At 67.7% G+C, this 17,458-nt stretch carries 13 protein-coding genes; 4 read left to right on the plus strand and 9 right to left on the minus strand.

Features of this window, described 5'->3' with window-relative positions; genetic code table 11:
• The 6 genes from add to MRY84_RS11575 form a co-directional block, all read right to left on the minus strand.
• On the minus strand, positions 1-728 hold a 728-nt coding region (add, locus tag MRY84_RS11550), incomplete at its 3' end, for an adenosine deaminase (protein ID WP_291505874.1).
• 129 nt (positions 729-857) lie between these two features.
• On the minus strand, positions 858-2,024 hold the full coding sequence (locus tag MRY84_RS11555; RefSeq protein ID WP_291505875.1) for a BMP family ABC transporter substrate-binding protein: 1,167 nt from the start codon (positions 2,022-2,024) through the stop codon (positions 858-860).
• Positions 2,025-2,132: 108 nt separating this feature from the next.
• Positions 2,133-3,053, minus strand: coding sequence for an ABC transporter permease (locus MRY84_RS11560; RefSeq protein WP_291505876.1), 921 nt, complete (start codon positions 3,051-3,053; stop codon positions 2,133-2,135).
• A complete protein-coding gene (locus MRY84_RS11565) occupies positions 3,053-4,126 on the minus strand; it encodes an ABC transporter permease (RefSeq protein WP_291505877.1) in 1,074 nt (357 codons plus the stop codon). Before MRY84_RS11565 ends, MRY84_RS11560 begins: the two co-directional genes overlap by 1 nt.
• Positions 4,119-5,705 (minus strand): ABC transporter ATP-binding protein, encoded by a 1,587-nt coding sequence (locus MRY84_RS11570; protein ID WP_291505878.1) that lies wholly within the window; start codon positions 5,703-5,705, stop codon positions 4,119-4,121. The genes MRY84_RS11565 and MRY84_RS11570 overlap by 8 nt, the downstream gene beginning before the upstream one ends.
• 79 nt (positions 5,706-5,784) lie before the next feature.
• Positions 5,785-6,717, minus strand: coding sequence for a LysR family transcriptional regulator (locus MRY84_RS11575; protein ID WP_142144053.1), 933 nt, complete (start codon positions 6,715-6,717; stop codon positions 5,785-5,787).
• 117 nt (positions 6,718-6,834) lie between these two features.
• Here MRY84_RS11575 and MRY84_RS11580 point away from each other — a divergent pair, with 117 nt between their 5' ends.
• Together MRY84_RS11580 and xdhB are read left to right on the plus strand one after the other, a co-directional pair.
• The gene (locus MRY84_RS11580; protein WP_291505879.1) at positions 6,835-8,475 is read left to right on the plus strand and encodes an FAD binding domain-containing protein; all 1,641 of its coding nucleotides are present in this window, start codon (positions 6,835-6,837) and stop codon (positions 8,473-8,475) included.
• Positions 8,472-10,889, plus strand: coding sequence for a xanthine dehydrogenase molybdopterin binding subunit (xdhB, locus tag MRY84_RS11585; RefSeq protein WP_291505880.1), 2,418 nt, complete (start codon positions 8,472-8,474; stop codon positions 10,887-10,889). Before MRY84_RS11580 ends, xdhB begins: the two co-directional genes overlap by 4 nt.
• 289 nt (positions 10,890-11,178) lie before the next feature.
• On the opposite strand, the gene lolD is transcribed toward xdhB, so the two are convergent.
• Complete coding sequence (gene lolD / locus MRY84_RS11590) at positions 11,179-11,910, minus strand: lipoprotein-releasing ABC transporter ATP-binding protein LolD (protein WP_291505881.1); 732 nt, start codon at positions 11,908-11,910, stop codon at positions 11,179-11,181.
• Complete coding sequence (locus tag MRY84_RS11595; protein WP_291505882.1) at positions 11,903-13,156, minus strand: lipoprotein-releasing ABC transporter permease subunit; 1,254 nt, start codon at positions 13,154-13,156, stop codon at positions 11,903-11,905. Before MRY84_RS11595 ends, lolD begins: the two co-directional genes overlap by 8 nt.
• Positions 13,157-13,233: 77 nt before the next feature.
• Here MRY84_RS11595 and MRY84_RS11600 point away from each other — a divergent pair, with 77 nt between their 5' ends.
• Positions 13,234-14,193 (plus strand): phosphoglycerate mutase, encoded by a 960-nt coding sequence (locus MRY84_RS11600; protein WP_291505883.1) that lies wholly within the window; start codon positions 13,234-13,236, stop codon positions 14,191-14,193.
• A complete protein-coding gene (gene recJ / locus MRY84_RS11605) occupies positions 14,190-15,905 on the plus strand; it encodes a single-stranded-DNA-specific exonuclease RecJ (protein ID WP_291505884.1) in 1,716 nt (571 codons plus the stop codon). The genes MRY84_RS11600 and recJ overlap by 4 nt, the downstream gene beginning before the upstream one ends.
• A gap of 152 nt (positions 15,906-16,057) precedes the next feature.
• On the opposite strand, the gene MRY84_RS11610 is transcribed toward recJ, so the two are convergent.
• A partial coding sequence (locus MRY84_RS11610) for a methyl-accepting chemotaxis protein (protein ID WP_291505885.1) occupies positions 16,058-17,458 on the minus strand: 1,401 nt, incomplete at its 5' end.

Genomic DNA, 17,458 nt, shown 5'->3' on the forward strand with positions numbered 1-17,458 from the left:
AGGCGCTGCATCAGCGCTGCGTCGTGCACGGCCTGCACCCCATGGTCGATGCGCTCGACCGTGAGCCCATCGAGCGCGCTCCAGATATAGGCAGGCGGGCCCTCCTCGCCCGCGTGGGCCACCAGGTGCAGGCCCAGTTCGCGGCAGCGCGCAAACACGCGGGCAAACTTCTCGGGCGGATGGCCTACCTCGCTGGAATCAAGCCCCACGCCCACGATCTTGTCGATCATCGGCATCGCCTGTTCCAGGGTTTCAAACGCCGACTCCTCACTCAGGTGGCGCAGGAAGCACAGGATCAGCGTGGCGCTGATGCCCAGCTCGGTGCGCGCATCCTGGCAGGCCCGGTGCAGGCCGTTGATGACGGTTTCCATCGCCACGCCGCGCTCGGTGTGCGTCTGGGGGTCGAAAAAGATCTCGGCATGCAGCACGTTGTCGCGCGCGGCACGGGCCAGGTAGGCTCGCGCCATGTCGTAGAAATCCTGCTCGTGCAGCAGCACGCTGGCGCCAGCGTAGTAGATGTCGAGAAAGCTCTGCAGGTTGCTGAACGCGTAGGCGCTGCGCAGGGCCTCGACATTGGCATACGGCAAGTTCAGTCCATTGCGTTGGGCCAAAGCAAAAATCAGCTCCGGCTCCAGGGAGCCTTCAATGTGGATGTGCAGTTCGGCCTTGGGCATGGCACGCAAGAGTGCAGGCAGGCGTTCGGTGGAGATGGGTGGGACTTTGAACATCGCGGTCTGGCCTCTTGTTTTAGCGGAGATGGCACATCATGCACCGGCATGGCACCAACGAAAAGGGCCGCAAGAAGCGGCCCCGGAAGGCAAACGCCCGGAGGCGCCTGCCATGGTCACACGTGCGGCTTACTTCTTGTCGCCGCCGGGGATCTTGCCTTCCACGCCCTTGACGTAGAAGTTGATGCCGCCGAGGAACTTGTCGTCGGCCACTGCGCCCTTCGCCAGCACTTCCTTGCCGTCCTGGCCCACGATCGGGCCCTTCCAGATCTGGAAGCTGCCGTCGGCCAGGCCCTTCTTCACTTCCTCGACCTTGGCCTTGGTTTCGGCCGGCACGTCTTCCGCGATGGAGACGATGTCGATCGCGCCTTCCTTCACACCCCACCAGGCCTGGCCGGTGCTCCAGGTGCCTTCCAGGGCGTCCTTGGTGGCCTTGATGTAGTAAGGCCCCCAGTTGATGATGGCCGATGCCAAGTGGGCCTTGGGGCCGTAGGCGGTCATGTCCGAATCCCAGCCAAAGGCGCGCTTGCCCTTTTCTTGCGCCGTCTTCAGCACGGCGGGCGAGTCAGTGTTCTGGAACAGCACGTCGGCGCCGCCGTTGATCAGGCTGGTGGCAGCCTCGGTTTCCTTGGGCGGGCTGAACCATTCGTTCACCCACACCACCTTGGTCTTGATCTTGGGGTTGACCGACTGGGCACCCAGCGTGAAGCTGTTGATGTTGCGGATCACTTCAGGGATTGGCACCGAGCCGACCACGCCCAGGGTGTTGGACTTGGTCATGGCGCCGGCGATCACGCCCGCCATGTACGCACCTTCGTAGGTGCGGCTGTCATAAGTGCGCATGTTGTCGGCGGTCTTGTAGCCGGTGGCATGCTCAAACTTGATGCCGGGGTTGTCGGCGGCGACCTTGAGCATGGACTCCATGTAGCCGAAGGTGGTGCCGAAGATCAGCTTGTTGCCCTGGCCGGCCAGGTCGCGCAGCACGCGCTCGGCGTCGGCAGACTCGGGCACGCTTTCCACAAAGCTCGTCACCACCTTGTCGCCGAATTCCTTCTCGATGGCCTTGCGGCCGTTGTCGTGGGCAAACGACCAGCCCCCGTCGCCGACGGGACCCACATAGGCAAAAGCGATCTTCAGAGGCTCGGGCTTGGGTGCAGGGGCTTCAGCAGCAGGGGCCGGCGCGGGGGCTGGCGCCGGAGCCGGCTCCTCCTTCTTGCCGCATCCCACCAGGGCAGCGGCGGCCACGGCGGAGAGCGCTGCCACCTTGAGCAGGGAGCGTTTCTGCAGATCAGTCATGTCGGTTTCCTTGTCGAAAAGTAAGACTTGCAAAGGTTGGGGGACGAAAACAGCGATTATGGGGCGATTGACCAACTGGTAAACATTTGTCTTGGCGCTCAAACCACCTCAGGACCCTGGGTAGAACGGCTTGCCCAGCGAGGCCGGCATGTTGACGCGGATCCACGCCGGATTGCGCGAGATCAGCGCCAGCACCACGATGGTGGCCAGGTACGGCAGCATGGACAGCAACTGGCTGGCCACCTGCACGCCGGTGGCCTGCAGATGGAACTGCAGCATGGTCACCCCGCCAAACAGGTAGGCACCAAGCAACACGCGTGCCGGGCGCCAGGTGGCAAAGGTGGTGAGGGCCAGTGCGATCCACCCACGGCCGGCCACCATGCCCTCCACCCACAGCGGCGTGTACACCGTCGAGATGTAGGCGCCCGAGAGGCCGCACAGCGCCCCGCCCGCCACCACGGCCGCCAGGCGAATGCGGCGCACGGGGTAGCCCAGCGCATGCGCGGATTCGGGCGACTCGCCCACCGAGCGCAGCACCAGCCCGGCGCGCGAGCGGTAGAGGAACCAGATCAGCGCGGCCACCAGCACCATGGTCAGGTAGACCAGCGGATGCTGCTGGAACAGCGCTGCCCCCAGCAGGGGCACCTCGCCCAGGACCGGCACGATGTACTTGGGCAGTTCGGGCAGCTTGGCCTGCACGTAGCTGATACCCGCAAACGCCGAGAAGCCCACGCCGAACAGGCTCAGCGCCAGCCCGGTGGCGTACTGGTTGGTGTTGAGCCAGATCACCAGCACGCCGAAAATGGCGGCCAGCGCGGCGCCCGCGGCCATGCCCGCAGCAAAGCCCAGCCAGGTGTTGCCGGTGTGCACCACGGTGGCAAAGCCCGCGATGGCCGCGCAGAGCATCATGCCCTCAGCCCCCAGGTTGACGATGCCGGCCTTCTCATTGATGAGCAGGCCCAGCGCGGCGATAGCCAACACGGTGCCTGCGCTCAGTGTGGCGCCGATGAGGAGTGCGTACGATTCCATCACGCCACCGCCTTCTTGGTACCGACCCAACGAACGCGGTACGCGATCAAGGTGTCGCAAGCCAGCAGCGTGAACAGCAGCAAGCCCTGGAACACACCGGTCAGCGATTTGGGCAGGCCCAGGCGCGACTGCGCCAGCTCGCCGCCGATGTAGAACATGCTCATGAGGATGGCCGAAAGAATCATGCCCACCGGGTGCAGCCGCCCCACGAACGCCACGATGATGGCCGCGAAGCCGTAGCCCGCGGGCACGTAAGGCGTGAGCTGGCCAATGGGCCCCGCCACCTCCAGCGCACCCGCCAGACCAGCGGCGCCACCGGATACCAGCAGCGCCGTCCACAGCGCCTTGCGCGAGGAGAACCCGGCATAGCGCGCCGCCGCCGGTGCCAGCCCGCCCACCTGCTGCGCAAAACCCGCGCGTGTGCGAAACAGGAACACCCACAGCGCCGCAGCACCGGCCAGCGCCAGCAGAAGCCCGATGGACACGCGCGACCCCTGCATCAGGCGCGGAATCTGCGTCACTTTCTCGAACGTCTTCGTCTGCGGGAAGTTGTAGCCCATGGGGTCCTTCCAGGGACCGTAGACCAGGTAGCCCAGCACCAGGGTGGCCACATAGACGAGCATCAGGCTCACCAGGATTTCGTTGGCATTGAACTTGTCGCGCAGCAGCGCCGTGAGCCCCGCCCACACCATGCCGCCCAGCACGCCGGCCAGCAAAATGGCCGGCACGATCCAGGGACCGGTGGTCTTGTCGGCCAGCAGCGCCACGCCGCCCGCCATCACGGCACCGATGACAAACTGCCCTTCGGCGCCGATGTTCCACACGTTGGAGCGAAAGCACACGGCCAGTCCCAGCGCAATGAGCAACAGCGGCGTGGCCTTGACCATGAGTTCGCCGATGGCGTACTGCGACTTAATGGGCTCCCAGAAGAACACCTGCAGGCCGCGCACCGGATCCTTGCCCAGCGCCACGAACAGCGCGATGCCGATGAGCACCGTGAAGGCCAGCGCGAGCAGGGGTGAGCCGTAGGTCCAGAGATTCGACGCCTGGGGGCGCGGTTCGAGCTTAAGCATGCTGCGCCTCCCCGGTGGCGGCCTGGGCCAGATGGGCCTGCACGTCGGCATGCCACAGGCCGCTCATCCATTCGCCAATGCGCTCCACGGTCGCGTCGGCGCGCTGAACGGAGGGCGACAGGTGCCCCTTGGCCACCACATGCAGCCGGTCGCAGATTTCAAACAATTCGTCCAGCTCCTCGCTCACCACCAACACCGCGCAGCCCGCATCGCGCAGCGCCAGGATGGCGCCGCGAATCTGCGCGGCGGCGCCTACGTCCACGCCCCAGGTGGGCTGCGAGACGATGAGCAACTTGGGGCTCGCGTCGATCTCGCGCCCCACGATGAACTTCTGCAGGTTGCCGCCCGACAGGGACTTGGCCGCTGCATGCGGGCCGCCGGCCTTTACGTTGAAGCGCGCGATGATGTCCTCGGCGTGCTTTTGCAGCGCGCGCACCTTGATCCAGCCACTGCCGCCGACTGCGTTGGTGCGCGTGAGCAGGAGGTTGTGCGCGAGACCCATCGTGGGCACGGCGCCACGGCCCAAACGCTCTTCGGGCACAAAGTGCAGGCCCAGCGCGCGGCGCGGGCCGGGGGCCATGTGGCCTGCATCTCGGCCAGCCACCTGGATGCTGCCGGCCTCCGCCCGCTGGTCTTCGCCGGACAGGGCATAGAGCAGCTCCTTCTGCCCGTTGCCCGACACGCCCGCAATGCCCACCACCTCGCCCGAGCGCACTTCAAATTCGATGTCGATGAGGTCCACGCCGAACTGGTCGGCGCGCGGCAGGCTGAGCCCATGCACCCGCAGCACGGTGGCGCCCGCCTGCACGGCGCGGTGCGTGAGGGCCGGCGGCTCGGCGCCGATCATCAGGCGCGAGAGCGAGGCATTCGACTCCTCGGCCGGATTGCACACGCCGGTGACCTTGCCGCCGCGCAGCACGGTGCACGCCGTGCACAGCGCGCGGATTTCGTGCAGCTTGTGGCTGATGTAGAGGATGCTGCAGCCCTCGCTGGCCAGTTGGCGCAGCACCACGAAGAGCTTTTCGACAGCCTGCGGCGTGAGCACCGATGTGGGTTCGTCCAGGATGAGCAGCTTGGGGTTGGTGAGCAGCGCGCGAATGATTTCCACCCGCTGCATCTCGCCCACGCTCAGGGTGTGCACCGGGCGCAGCGGGTCGATATCGAGGCCGTATTCGGCGGCCTTGGCGGTGATGCGCTGGGTGACTTCTGAAAGCGTGAGGCTCTTGTCCAGCCCCAGCCACACGTTTTCGGCCACGGTGAGCGTATCGAACAGGCTGAAGTGCTGGAACACCATGGCAATGCCCAGGCTGCGCGCCTCCTGCGGGTTGCGCACCTGCACGGCCTGGCCATTGAAGTACACGCTGCCTTCGTCGGGCTTGACCGAGCCGTAGATGATCTTCATCAGCGTGGACTTGCCCGCGCCGTTCTCGCCCAGCACGGCATGGATCTCGCCCGGCTGCACCGTGAGTGACACGCCGCTGTTGGCCACCACGGCCGGGTAGCGCTTGGTGATGCCCACGAGCTGCAGCCGCGGCGGCGGCGTTGCGCCCGGTGCGGTGGGGTTGGGTGGTGAACTCATGCGGCGATTGTCTCTCAGTTTTTCAGCTTGTAATTTGAATGATTTTGCCTTCTGGCGCTTGTTCAGACTACGCTGACAGCTATTGTTTTCGTAGCGAAGCCGCCACGGCTTTCACGCAGTCGCGCAGCCAGGCGGCGGCGGCCGAATGGTGGGTGCGTGCATGCCACAGCTGGTAGTACATCAGGCGCGGAAACGGCACGGGGCACGGCAGGATGGCCACCGGCAGCTGGTCCACATAGCGTTCGCAATACTGGCGGCCCGTGGTCAGCACCAGCAAGCTGGAGGCCACGATGCTGGGGATCAGGCTGAAATGCGCACAGCGTGCCGTGATCTGGCGCTGCATGCCCAGGCCGTCCAGGTGCGCGTCGATCACGCCGCGCGCACCAGGGTGGGTGGGCGTGGGGGCGATGTGCTCGGCCGCCAGCCAGCTTTCCACGTCCCAGCCGCGCCGCACGGCGGGGTGATCCTTGCCGACCAGGCACACCACCTCGTCGCCAAACAGGCGGCCCATGTGCAGGTCTTCGGGCGGCTGCGGCCAGTTGCCGATCACCACGTCCACCTCGCCTTGCGCCAAGTGCGCGTGGTAGTGCGCGTCGGCCGACAACGGCAGGATCTCGATGGGGCACAGCGGCGCTTCCACCTTGATGCGGGCCACGAGCTGGGGCAGGAAAAGCGGGTCCAGGTAGTCGCTGGCCGCCACGCGAAAGGTGCGGGTGGAGGTGCGCGGGTCGAACCCGCGCGCGTCGGAAAACAGCGCCTCGGCCGAGCGCAGGATGGCGGCGGCCGGCTCCACCATGCGCAGCGCGGCGTCGGTGGGCATCATTGCCGCGCCCGATCGCACCAGGAGCGGATCATCCGCCAGATCGCGCAGGCGCTTGAGCGCGGCCGACACGGCGGGCTGGTGCATGCCCAGCCGCACGGCGGCCCTCGATACGCTGCGTTCAGTCAACACGGTGTGCAAGACCCTTATGAGATGGAGGTCTATCTTGTCGAAAAGGGCGTGGTCTCTCATAGCGGTGGGTACATAGGTGCCATAAGCTTGCGGTTATGCCGGCTGAACGCTCGCGCTCTACCCTCTGACGAACGCGCTGAACGCAACGACCCGAAGACCACCCAAGCGACCCTTGTCATGACAACACGACCCTTGCAATTCTTGCGCCGAGGCCAGCCCGTGGCGCTGGGCAATGTACCACCCGACCGCACGCTGCTGGAGGTGCTGCGCGAGGACCTGGGCTGCACGGGCACCAAGGAGGGCTGCGGCGAAGGCGACTGCGGCGCCTGCACCGTGGTACTGGGCGAGGCGCGCGGCGGCAAGGTGCACTACAGCGCCATCAACAGCTGCATCCGCCTGGCGCATTCCATTGACGGGATGGCGCTGTGGACGGTGGAAGACCTGGCGGAAGATCCATTGATCCAGCCGGTGGGCGATGCGCCTGCAGCCGCGGCCTGCGGCCCGGCACTGCATCCGGCACAGGAGGCGATGGTGCAGTGCCACGGCTCCCAGTGCGGCTTCTGCACGCCGGGCTTCGTGATGAGCTTGTTCGGCATGTACCAGAACCATGTGGCCCCCTCGCTGCCTGCCGCCGGCGGCCGCATGCCCGCGCAGGGTGCGGTCATGCCCATCACCCGGGATCTGGCGCAGCAGGAGCTCTCGGGCAACCTGTGCCGCTGCACCGGCTACCGCCCCATCCTGGATGCCGCGCAGCAGATGGCCCACCTGCCGCCCGTGGTCGTCAACGAAGCCGAATTGCTACAAAAACTGGAGCTACTCGCGCAATCCAGACAAGCGCCAGAGGCCAATTCTTCTTATATCGCCCCCACCTCCCTGCCCGCCCTGCTGGCCGCACGCGCCGCGCACCCGGCCGCGCAGGTGGTGGCCGGCTGCACCGACGTGGGCCTGTGGGTGACCAAGCAGCACAAGCAGTACGCACAGATCCTGGACGTGACGCGCGCGGCCGAGTTGCGGGAGGTGCACCAAGATGCGCGGCACATTGCCATTGGTGCGGCCGTCACGCTCACGGACGCCTTTGCCGCGCTGGCGGCGCAGTGGCCGCAGTTGCGCAGCTTTGCCCAGCGCTTTGCCGGGCTGCCCGTGCGCAACTCCGGAACGCTGGGCGGCAACGTAGCCAACGGCTCGCCCATTGGTGATTCGATGCCACTGCTCATCGCCCTGCGCGCCCAGGTGGTGCTGGCCAGCAGCGCGCGCGGCGAGCGAACCCTGGCACTGGAAGACCTGTACACCGGCTACCGGCAGAACGTGATGGCCCCCGATGAGCTGCTGGTGCGCATCGTGGTGCCGCGCCCCGGTGTCACCGCGGCCGAGCCGCCGCCGGGCCGCCCCAAGGCGGCGAGCGCCCCCTCGGGGGGCAGCGAACCACACGCAATGGGGAACGTGGGGGCCAATTTCTTGCGGGCCTACAAGATCTCCAAGCGCTTCGACGACGACATCTCCGCCGTCTGCCTGGCCGTCCATCTGGACATCGAAGGCGACGTGGTGCGCCGCGCCAGCATTGGCGCAGGCGGCGTGGCCGCCACCCCCGCGCGTGCCCGCCAAACCGAAGCCGCGCTGACGGGCCAGCCGTGGACGGCCGACACCATCGCCCGCGCCGCGCAAGCGCTGCAGGCCGAATTCAGCCCCATCTCCGACATGCGCGCCAGCGGCGCCTACCGCCGCACCGTACTGGCCAGCCTGCTGCAACGTTTCTGGCACGAGAGCCAGGGCGAAGAGGCCGTGAGCGTGGAGAACTTCCGCCTGGAGGCCCTGGCATGAACCAGCGAGACCCATCCCTGCCCCTGAGCCGCGATGCGGTGGACGACCCGGTGGCCCTCGCCGCCGACGCCCACGCCGACGCCCCTGCCGCACCACCCCAGGCAAGTGCCCCCGCCACGGTGCGCGCCATGGGCCAGCCGCACTTTCACGAAAGCGCCCGGGCCCAGGTGGCCGGCAGCGCCCACTACATCGATGACCTGCCCGAGGTGAAGGGCACGCTGTACGCCGCCCCCATCCTCTCCACCGTGGCGCACGGCGCGCTGAACGGCGTGGACACCACCGCCGCCGCCGCCCTGCCGGGCGTGCGCGGCGTGGTCCTGGCACAGGACGTGCCCGGCGACAAGCTGCTGGCCGCCTTCGCGCACGACGAGCCAGTGTTTGCCACGGACACCGTGCAGCACGTCGGCCAGGTCATCGGGCTGGTGGTGGCCGAATCGGTGATGCAGGCGCGCCGCGCCGCGCGCGCCGTGCAGCTCGACATCACCCCCCTGCCCGCCATCCTCAGCGTGCAGGAGGCCCTGAAGGCCCAGAGCTTTGTGCTGCCCCCCGTCTTCGTGCGCCGGGGCGATGCCGCACAGGGCCTGGCGCAATCCGCGCACCGCCTGCAGGGCGCGTTCGAGGTGGGTGGGCAAGAGCACTTCTACCTGGAAGGCCAGATCGCCTACGCGCTGCCGCTGGAGCAAAGGCAGTGGTGGATCTATTCCAGCACCCAGCACCCCGGCGAAGTGCAGCACTGGGTGGCGCACGCTCTGGGTATCGACAACCACGCCGTCAAGGTCGAGTGCCGGCGCATGGGCGGCGGCTTTGGCGGCAAGGAGACACAGGCCGGCCACCTGGCCGTGTGGGCTGCCGTGGCGGCGAACAAGCTGGGCCGCCCCGTCAAGCTGCGGCTGGACCGCGACGACGACTTCATGGTCACCGGCAAGCGCCACCCTTTCGCCTACGAGTACGACGTGGGTTTTGACGACGCCGGCCGCATCACGGGCCTGAAGCTGCAGATGGCCGCCAATTGCGGTTTCAGCGCCGACCTGTCCGGCCCCGTGGCCGACCGCGCCGTGTTCCATGCCGACAACGCGTACTACCTGAGCGATGTGGAGATCGCCTCGTACCGCTGCAAGACGAACACCCAGAGCCACACGGCATTTCGCGGTTTTGGCGGCCCGCAGGGCGTGATCGTGATCGAGGCCATCCTGGGCGACATTGCCCGCGCGCTGGGCCGCGATGCGCACGACGTGCGCATGGCCAACCTGTACGGCAAGAACGCAGGGGAAGGCCGCAACATCACGCACTACCAGATGACCGTGGAGGACAACATCCTGCACGCATTGCTGCCGCAGCTGGAGCAAAGCGCCGACTATCGACGCCGCCAGGCCGACATCGCCGCCTGGAACGCGCAGCAGCCCGTGCTCAAGCGCGGCATGGCCATCACGCCGGTCAAATTCGGCATCAGCTTCACGGCCACGCTGTTCAACCAGGCCGGCGCGCTGGTGCACGTGTACACCGACGGCAGCGTGCAGGTGAACCACGGCGGCACCGAAATGGGCCAGGGCCTGCACACCAAAGTGGCGCAGATCGTGGCCGACGAACTGGGCGTGCCCCTGCACCGCGTGCTGGTCACCGCCAGCGACACCAGCAAGGTGCCCAACGCCAGCGCCACCGCCGCCAGCAGTGGCACCGACCTGAACGGCCGTGCGGCGCAGTTTGCGGCGCGCAACGTGCGCGACAACATTGCATCCTTCGTGTGCGGTCTGGACGGCTGCGGCGCGGGCGCCATCCGCTTCGAAGGCGGCCAAGTGATCTCTCCGAAAAAGGTGCGCCGGTTCGAAGATGTGGTGAAGGAAGCGTACGCCAACCGCATCCAACTGTGGAGCGACGGTTTCTACCGCACGCCCAAGATCCACTACGACAAGACCACGCTCACCGGCCGGCCGTTCTACTACTTCGCCTATGGCGCGGCATGCTCCGAAGTGGTCATCGACACGCTCACCGGCGAGAGCCGTGTGCTGCGCGTGGACATCCTGCACGACGTGGGCCACAGCATCAACCCGGCCATCGACATCGGCCAGATCGAGGGCGGCTTTGTGCAGGGCATGGGCTGGCTCACCACCGAGCAGTTGGTGTGGAACGACAAGGGGTACCTGTCCACCCACGCGCCCAGCACCTACAAGATCCCGGCCACAGGCGACATCCCGGCCCACTTCAAGGTGGAGCTGTGGCCCGAGGCGAACCGCGAAGACAACGTGGGCGGCAGCAAGGCCGTGGGCGAGCCGCCGTTCATGCTGGCGATCAGCGTGTACGAGGCGCTGCGCAATGCCGTCGCTGCGGGGCGTGCGGGGAAGGTGGCCACGGAGCCGGTGGTGTTGACGGCGCCAGCGACGGCGGAGAATGTGTTGAGGGCGTTGGGGAGGTTGTGAGCGGGTTGGGGTTGGGGTTGAGAGCGGATCGCCGTTGCCTCCGCCCGTTCGCGGCTGAGCTTGTCGAAGCCGGGGCGCGTTCGCAAGCTCGCTGATCGGCAGCATGCCTTGGCTGGAGGCGCAGGCCGGGATGTCGCCCCCGGCGGGCGAGTCCCTTTCTTTTGGGTTGGCTGTACGGACCGAGGCACCATCGCATCGACAAGCGCAACCCGAACGGCGGGCTCGCAGGCACCAATAGCTACAAAAACAAAGCGTTCAGTGCTTTACCCACAAGCGCCACAACCCCAAATCAACCCAGAACCCCCGATACCAACCTCAGCACCCGCCCACACCGCGCCGCCAGCGACTCGTCGTGCGTCACCATCACAAACGCCGTGCCATGGTCGCGCGCCAGCCGCAGCATCAGGTCGAACACGCCATCGGCCGTACTGCGGTCGAGATTTCCGGTCGGCTCGTCCGCGAGAACGCAGGCCGGGCGGGTGACCAGGGCGCGGGCAATGGCCACCCGCTGGCGCTCGCCGCCCGAAAGCTCCGCAGGACGGTGATGAAGGCGCTCCTTGAGCCCCACGGACGCCAGCACTTGCGCGGCCTCCTGGTGAGCTTGTGCAGAAGGCAGGCGGCGAATGCGCAGCGGCATGGCCACGTTGTCCAGCGCACTGAACTCGGGCAGCAGGTGGTGGAACTGGTAGATGAACCCCAGGTGCTGATTGCGAAGCTGGCCCTGCTGCTGGGGCGACAGCGCCGACAGCTCGGCCCCCTTGAGCCGCACCGAACCGGCGGTCGGCGCATCCAGCCCGCCCAGCAAATGCAGCAAGGTGCTCTTGCCCGAGCCCGACGCACCCACAATGGCCACGGTTTCACCGGCGCGGATCTGCAGGTCCACGCCCTGGAGCACCGTCACATCAAGTCGGCCTTCAGTGAAGCGCTTGGTCAGGCCCTTCGCCTCCAGCACCACTTCCTTATTTACGTCATTTTGGCCTCCAGCCCTTGACTGGATTGCGCTAGCAGCTACGTTATTCATAGCGAAGAGCCTCGGCAGGGTTCACACGGCTGGCGCGCCAGCTGGGATACAGGGTCGCCACAAAGGCGAGCACCAGCGAGATGACGCCAATCGGCACGATGTCGCTGCTTTGCGGCTCGCTGGGCATCTTGCTGATGAGGTAAATGTCCTTGGGCAGGAAGCTCGCGTTCAGCGCCCGCTCGATGGCAGGCACGATCACGTCGATGTTGAACGCAACACCCAGGCCCAGCAGCAGGCCCACGGCCGTCCCGATCACGCCCACCATGGCGCCCTGCACCACGAAGATGCCCATGATGCTTTTCGGGCTGGCGCCCAGGGTGCGCAGGATGGCGATGTCGGCCCGCTTGTCGGTCACGGTCATCACCAGGGTGGACACCAGGTTGAACGCGGCCACCGCCACGATGAGCGTGAGGATGATGAACATCATGCGCTTTTCGAGCTGCACGGCGGCGAACCACGTGCGGTTTTGCTGGGTCCAGTCGCGGATCAGCAATTGCCCGCTCAGGGACTGCGCCAGCTGCTGCGCCACTTCGCGCGCTTGGTGCAGGTCCTTGAGCTTGAGGCGCACGCCGGTAGGCCCCTCCAGACGGAAGATGCGCTGCGCATCCTCATGGTGCAGCAGCACCAGGGCCGAGTCGTATTCATAGTGGCCCGAGTCGAAGGTGCCGGCCACCGTCATCTGTTTCAGGCGCGGCACCACGCCCGCTGGGGTCACCTGTCCCGCCGGGGCGATGAGCGTGACGGCATCGCCCGCCCGAACGCCCAGCGTGCGGGCCAGCTCGCCGCCCAGCACCACGCGGAACTCGCCGGGCACCAGCTGCTGCAGCACTTGCTCGTTGGTGGCCGCCAGGTCGGTCACTGCGCCCTCCAGCGCCGGGTCGATGCCGCGCACCAGTGCGCCCTTCATGTCCTCGCCGCGCGCCAGCAAGGCCTGCGCCGCCACAAAGGGAGCCGCACCCACCACGTTGGGGTTCTGCTTCGCCTCGGCCAGCGTGCGCGCCGGGTCGGGCAGCGCGGCGCCCTGGGGTGCAAAGATCTCGATGTGCGAGACCACACTGAGCATGCGGTCGCGCACTTCCTTTTGAAAGCCGTTCATCACGCTCAGCACGATGATGAGGGCCGCCACACCGAGCGCGATGCCCAGCATGGACACGCCCGAGATGAAGGAGATGAAGCCGTTGCGCCGCGTGGCGCGGCCCGCGCGCGTGTAGCGCCAGCCCAAGGCCAGTTCGTAGGGGATTTTCATGAATCAGACAGGAGGGCCCGGCAGGCGGGATGCCTGGTCCGGGGCGGGCAGATTGTGGCATCCCGGACAATAGGCCCATGTCAGACACCCACCCTTTGCTCATCATCCCCCACGCGGCCAGCGCCGCAGACGGATGCCAGCAAGCCCTGCAGGGCCTGGCCCTGCCCCATCTGGATCGGCTGCTGGCCCGGCTCAGCCCCCATCCCGCCCACAGCGACAGCGCCGAGGAAACGAGCTTCTCCCCCCCCCACGAACGCGCCCTGGCCCGCGCCCTGCGACTTCCGGCCGAGGACGGCCGCACGCCCTGGGCCGCCTGGCACCGCCACCAGCAGGGCACGCCGGCTGACGGCCAGGCCTGGGCCTTTGTCACGCCCTGCCAGTGGCAGGTGAGCACTGACCACGTCACCCTGCGCGACCCAGCGCAACTCGGCCTGGACGAAACCGCCTCGCGCGCGTTGCTGGCCATCGTGGCGCCGTGGTTTGCCGAAGACGGCATCACCCTGCACTACGACGAGCCTACCCGCTGGCTGGCCAGCGGGGCGCTGTTTGCTGGCCTGGCCACCGCCTCGCTCGAACGCGTGCTGCTGCGCGACGTGCGCGCCTGGATGCCCGACGCCAAGCAGGCCCGCACCCTGCACCGCCTGCACAGCGAGATGCAGATGCTGCTGTACACCCACGCCTTCAACGACGAGCGCACCGCGCGCGGCCTGCCGGTGGTCAACTCGTTCTGGGTGCACGGCACCGGCGCGCTGCCGCAGCCAGCGCCCACGCTTTCTGCGGCCCCGCTCATGCCCACCACGCTGCGCGACGCCGCGTTGCGCGAAGACTGGCGCGCCTGGGCTGAGGCCTGGACGGCGCTGGACGCCGGCCCCGTGGCCGACCTGCTGCGCCAAGCCGAGAAAGGCACTCCGGTGCAGCTGACCCTGTGCGGCGAACGCGGCGCGCTGGCTTTCCACACCGCGCCGCGCTCGCTGGCCCAGCGTTTTCAAAGCCTTTTCAGGCCCCAGCGCTTGATGGATCTGCGCAACCAGCTATGAAAATAGTAGCAAGAGACATCCCCCCACGCGCCGCCTGGGCGCTGGAGCAGGCCGGCGTGCACCCGCTGCTGGCGCGCCTGTACGCGGCGCGCGGCGTGCGGGCCAAGGACGAGCTGGACGACGGCCTGGCGCGCCTCTTGCCGCCCAGCGGGCTCAAGGGCATTGATACGGCCGCCCGCGTGCTGGCCGACGCCTTGCAGCAGCACCGGCGCATGGTGATCGTGGCCGACTACGACTGCGATGGCGCCACCGCCTGCGCGGTGGGCGTGCGCGGCCTGCGCATGCTGGGCGCGCAGCACGTGGACTACCTGGTACCCGACCGCGTGACCGACGGCTACGGCCTCACCCCGCCCATCGCCCGCCGCGTCAAGGAGCGCGGCGCCGACGTGCTCATCACCGTGGACAACGGCATCGCCAGCGTCGAGGGCGTGGCCGAGGCCAAGGCGCTGGGCCTCACGGTGGTGGTGACCGATCACCATCTGCCCGGCCCGGTGCTGCCGCAGGCGGATGCCCTGGTCAACCCGAGCCAGCCCGAATGCGCGTTCGAGAGCAAGTGCATCGCGGGCGTGGGCGTGATGTTCTACGTGCTGCTGGCGCTGCGGGCCGAGCTGCGCACGCGTGGGATTTTCGACGTAGCCACCCAACCCAAGCTGGACGCGCTGCTCCCCCTGGTGGCGCTGGGCACGGTGGCCGACGTGGTCAAGCTCGACGCCAACAACCGCCGCCTGGTGGCGCAGGGCTTGAAGCGCATCCGCGCCGGGCAAATGCAGCCCGGCATTGCCGCCCTCTTCCAAGCCGCAGGCCGCAAAGCACCGGCCGCCACCACGTTCGACTTCGGCTTTGCGCTGGGCCCGCGCATCAATGCCGCCGGGCGCCTGGCCGACATGACGTTGGGCATTGAATGCCTGCTGACCGACGACCCCGGCCGCGCCGCCGAGCTGGCCGCCACGCTCGATGGCATCAACCGCGAGCGCCGCGACATCGAGAGCGGCATGCGCGAGCAGGCGATGCTGATGGCCGAGAGCCTGTTCGACGAGAGCGAGGAGCCCCCGCCCGCCATCAGCGTGTTCGACCCCGACTTCCACGAGGGCGTGGTGGGCATCGTGGCCAGCCGCATCAAGGACAAGCTGCACCGCCCCACCTTTGTGTTTGCCGCCAGCAGCGCGCCGGGCAAGGAGCACGAACTCAAGGGCTCGGGCCGCTCCATCCCCGGTTTTCACCTGCGCGATGCGTTGGATTTGGTGGCCAAGCGCCACCCGGGCGTGATCCTCAAGTTCGGCGGCCACGCCATGGCGGCCGGCTGCACGGTGGCCGAGGAAGCGTTTGACGTGTTCGAGCAGGCCTTTGCCCAGGTGGCGCAGGAGTGGCTCGACGCCGCCACCCTCACCCGCCGCATCGAGACCGACGGCCCCCTGGCTCCCGAATACTGCCGCGCCGACATCGTGGACACCCTGCACCGAGAGGTCTGGGGCCAGGGCTTTTTGCCCCCCACCTTCAGCGAGGAAGTGCAGATCGTGAGCCAGCGCCTGGTGGGGGAGGCCAAGAACCACCTTTCCATCAAGATCATCCACCAAGGCAACCCGGTGGATGCCATCTGGTTCGGCCGCACGGAACCCCTGCCCGCGCGGGTAGTGCTGGCCTTCCGGCTGGATGTGAACGAGTGGAAGGGCGAGCGGAAGGTGCAGTTCCTGGTCGAAGGGGCGGAAATTTGAGGTGCTTGCTCCGAAGGACCTTGCCCCCAGTGCGTCTGCCCCAAGCCTGCACCCTCACCTGGCGCAGGGAGTGATGCAGGCCATCCCTTGAGGTGATGCTCCAACGAAAAAGGCAGCCAGGGCTGCCTTTGTTTTTTCGCCTTCGCCTGCCTTCAAAAGCTCTCCCAATCGTCGTCTCCGCCCGTGGCCGCAGCGCGGGGCGCGGATGCCGGGGCGGAAGTGGGCGAGGGAGCTGGACGGGCTGCCGATGATGCCAGCCGCGGGGCCGCAGCCGGGGCCTGTGCGCCAGCGGGCTTGGTGGACGCAGCCACGCGCGCAGCCTTGGGGGCCGCCTTGACGGCGGAGGCAGGCCGGGGCGCCGCAGCAGGCGCGGGCCGGGGCGCTGCAGCGGGCGCGCGCACCGCCACCGCACCCACGTTGAACACCGACACCACCTCGGCCAGCCGCTGCGCCTGGTCCCGCATCGCGGCGGCGGCGGCGGTGGACTCCTCCACCAGGGCCGCATTCTGCTGCGTCATCTGGTCCAGGTGCGTCACGGCCTGGTTGACCTGCGCGATGCCGTCGCGCTGCTCGGTGGACGAGGCGGTGATCTCGCCGATGAGGTCGCTCACGCGCTGCACGCTCGCGACGATCTCACCCATGGTCTGCCCGGCCTGCGCGACCTGGGCCGAGCCGGACTCGACGCTTTCGACCGAGGCGTTGATCAGGTTCTTGATCTCCTTGGCGGCCTCTGCGCTGCGGCCGGCCAGGCTGCGCACCTCGCTGGCCACCACGGCAAAGCCGCGGCCCTGCTCACCGGCGCGTGCGGCTTCCACCGCCGCGTTCAGCGCCAGGATGTTGGTCTGGAAGGCGATGCTGTCGATCACGCCGATGATGTCGCTGATCTTGCGCGAGCTTTCGGTGATCTGCTGCATGCTCGCCACCACTTGGCCCACCACTTCGCCGCCGCGCGCTGCCGCCTGCGCCGCAGTGCCCGCCAGCTGGTTGGCCTGGCGCGCCGTGTCGGCGGACTGGGAGACGGTGGCGGTGAGCTCTTCCATGCTGGCCGCCGTTTCCTCCAGGTTGGAGGCGGTCTGCTCGGTACGGGCCGACAAGTCATGATTGCCGTTGGCGATCTGAACCGAAGCAGAGGACACCGAATCCACGCCGCCACGAACCTCGCTCACCAATCCCCGCAGGCGCGTGGCCATGGATGACAGCGAACGCAGCATGTGGCCGAACTCGTCCTTGCGCGACGACTGCAGCTCGCGCGTGAGGTCACCGGCCGCGATGGCGTCGAGGGTTTCCACGGCTTCATCCAGCGGCACCGTGATGGAGCGCACGAGCGTGCGGGCCAGCAGCAACACAACCACCACCAGCACCGCAGAGACCACCAATCCCTGGATGGCATAAGCCACGCGCCGCTCAGTGGCCTGGGCGCGGCTGTCGTCACGCCGCTTTTGCAGCACCTGCACAAAGTCGTCCTGGGCCTTGAGGTAGTTCGCTACCAGGGGCGTGAGCTGGGTATCAGCGTACTGCTGCGTGGCGACCGCGTCGCCGGCCCCCTTGAGCTC

Source organism: Acidovorax sp. (assembly GCF_022763525.1).
GTDB lineage: Bacteria > Pseudomonadota > Gammaproteobacteria > Burkholderiales > Burkholderiaceae_C > Acidovorax.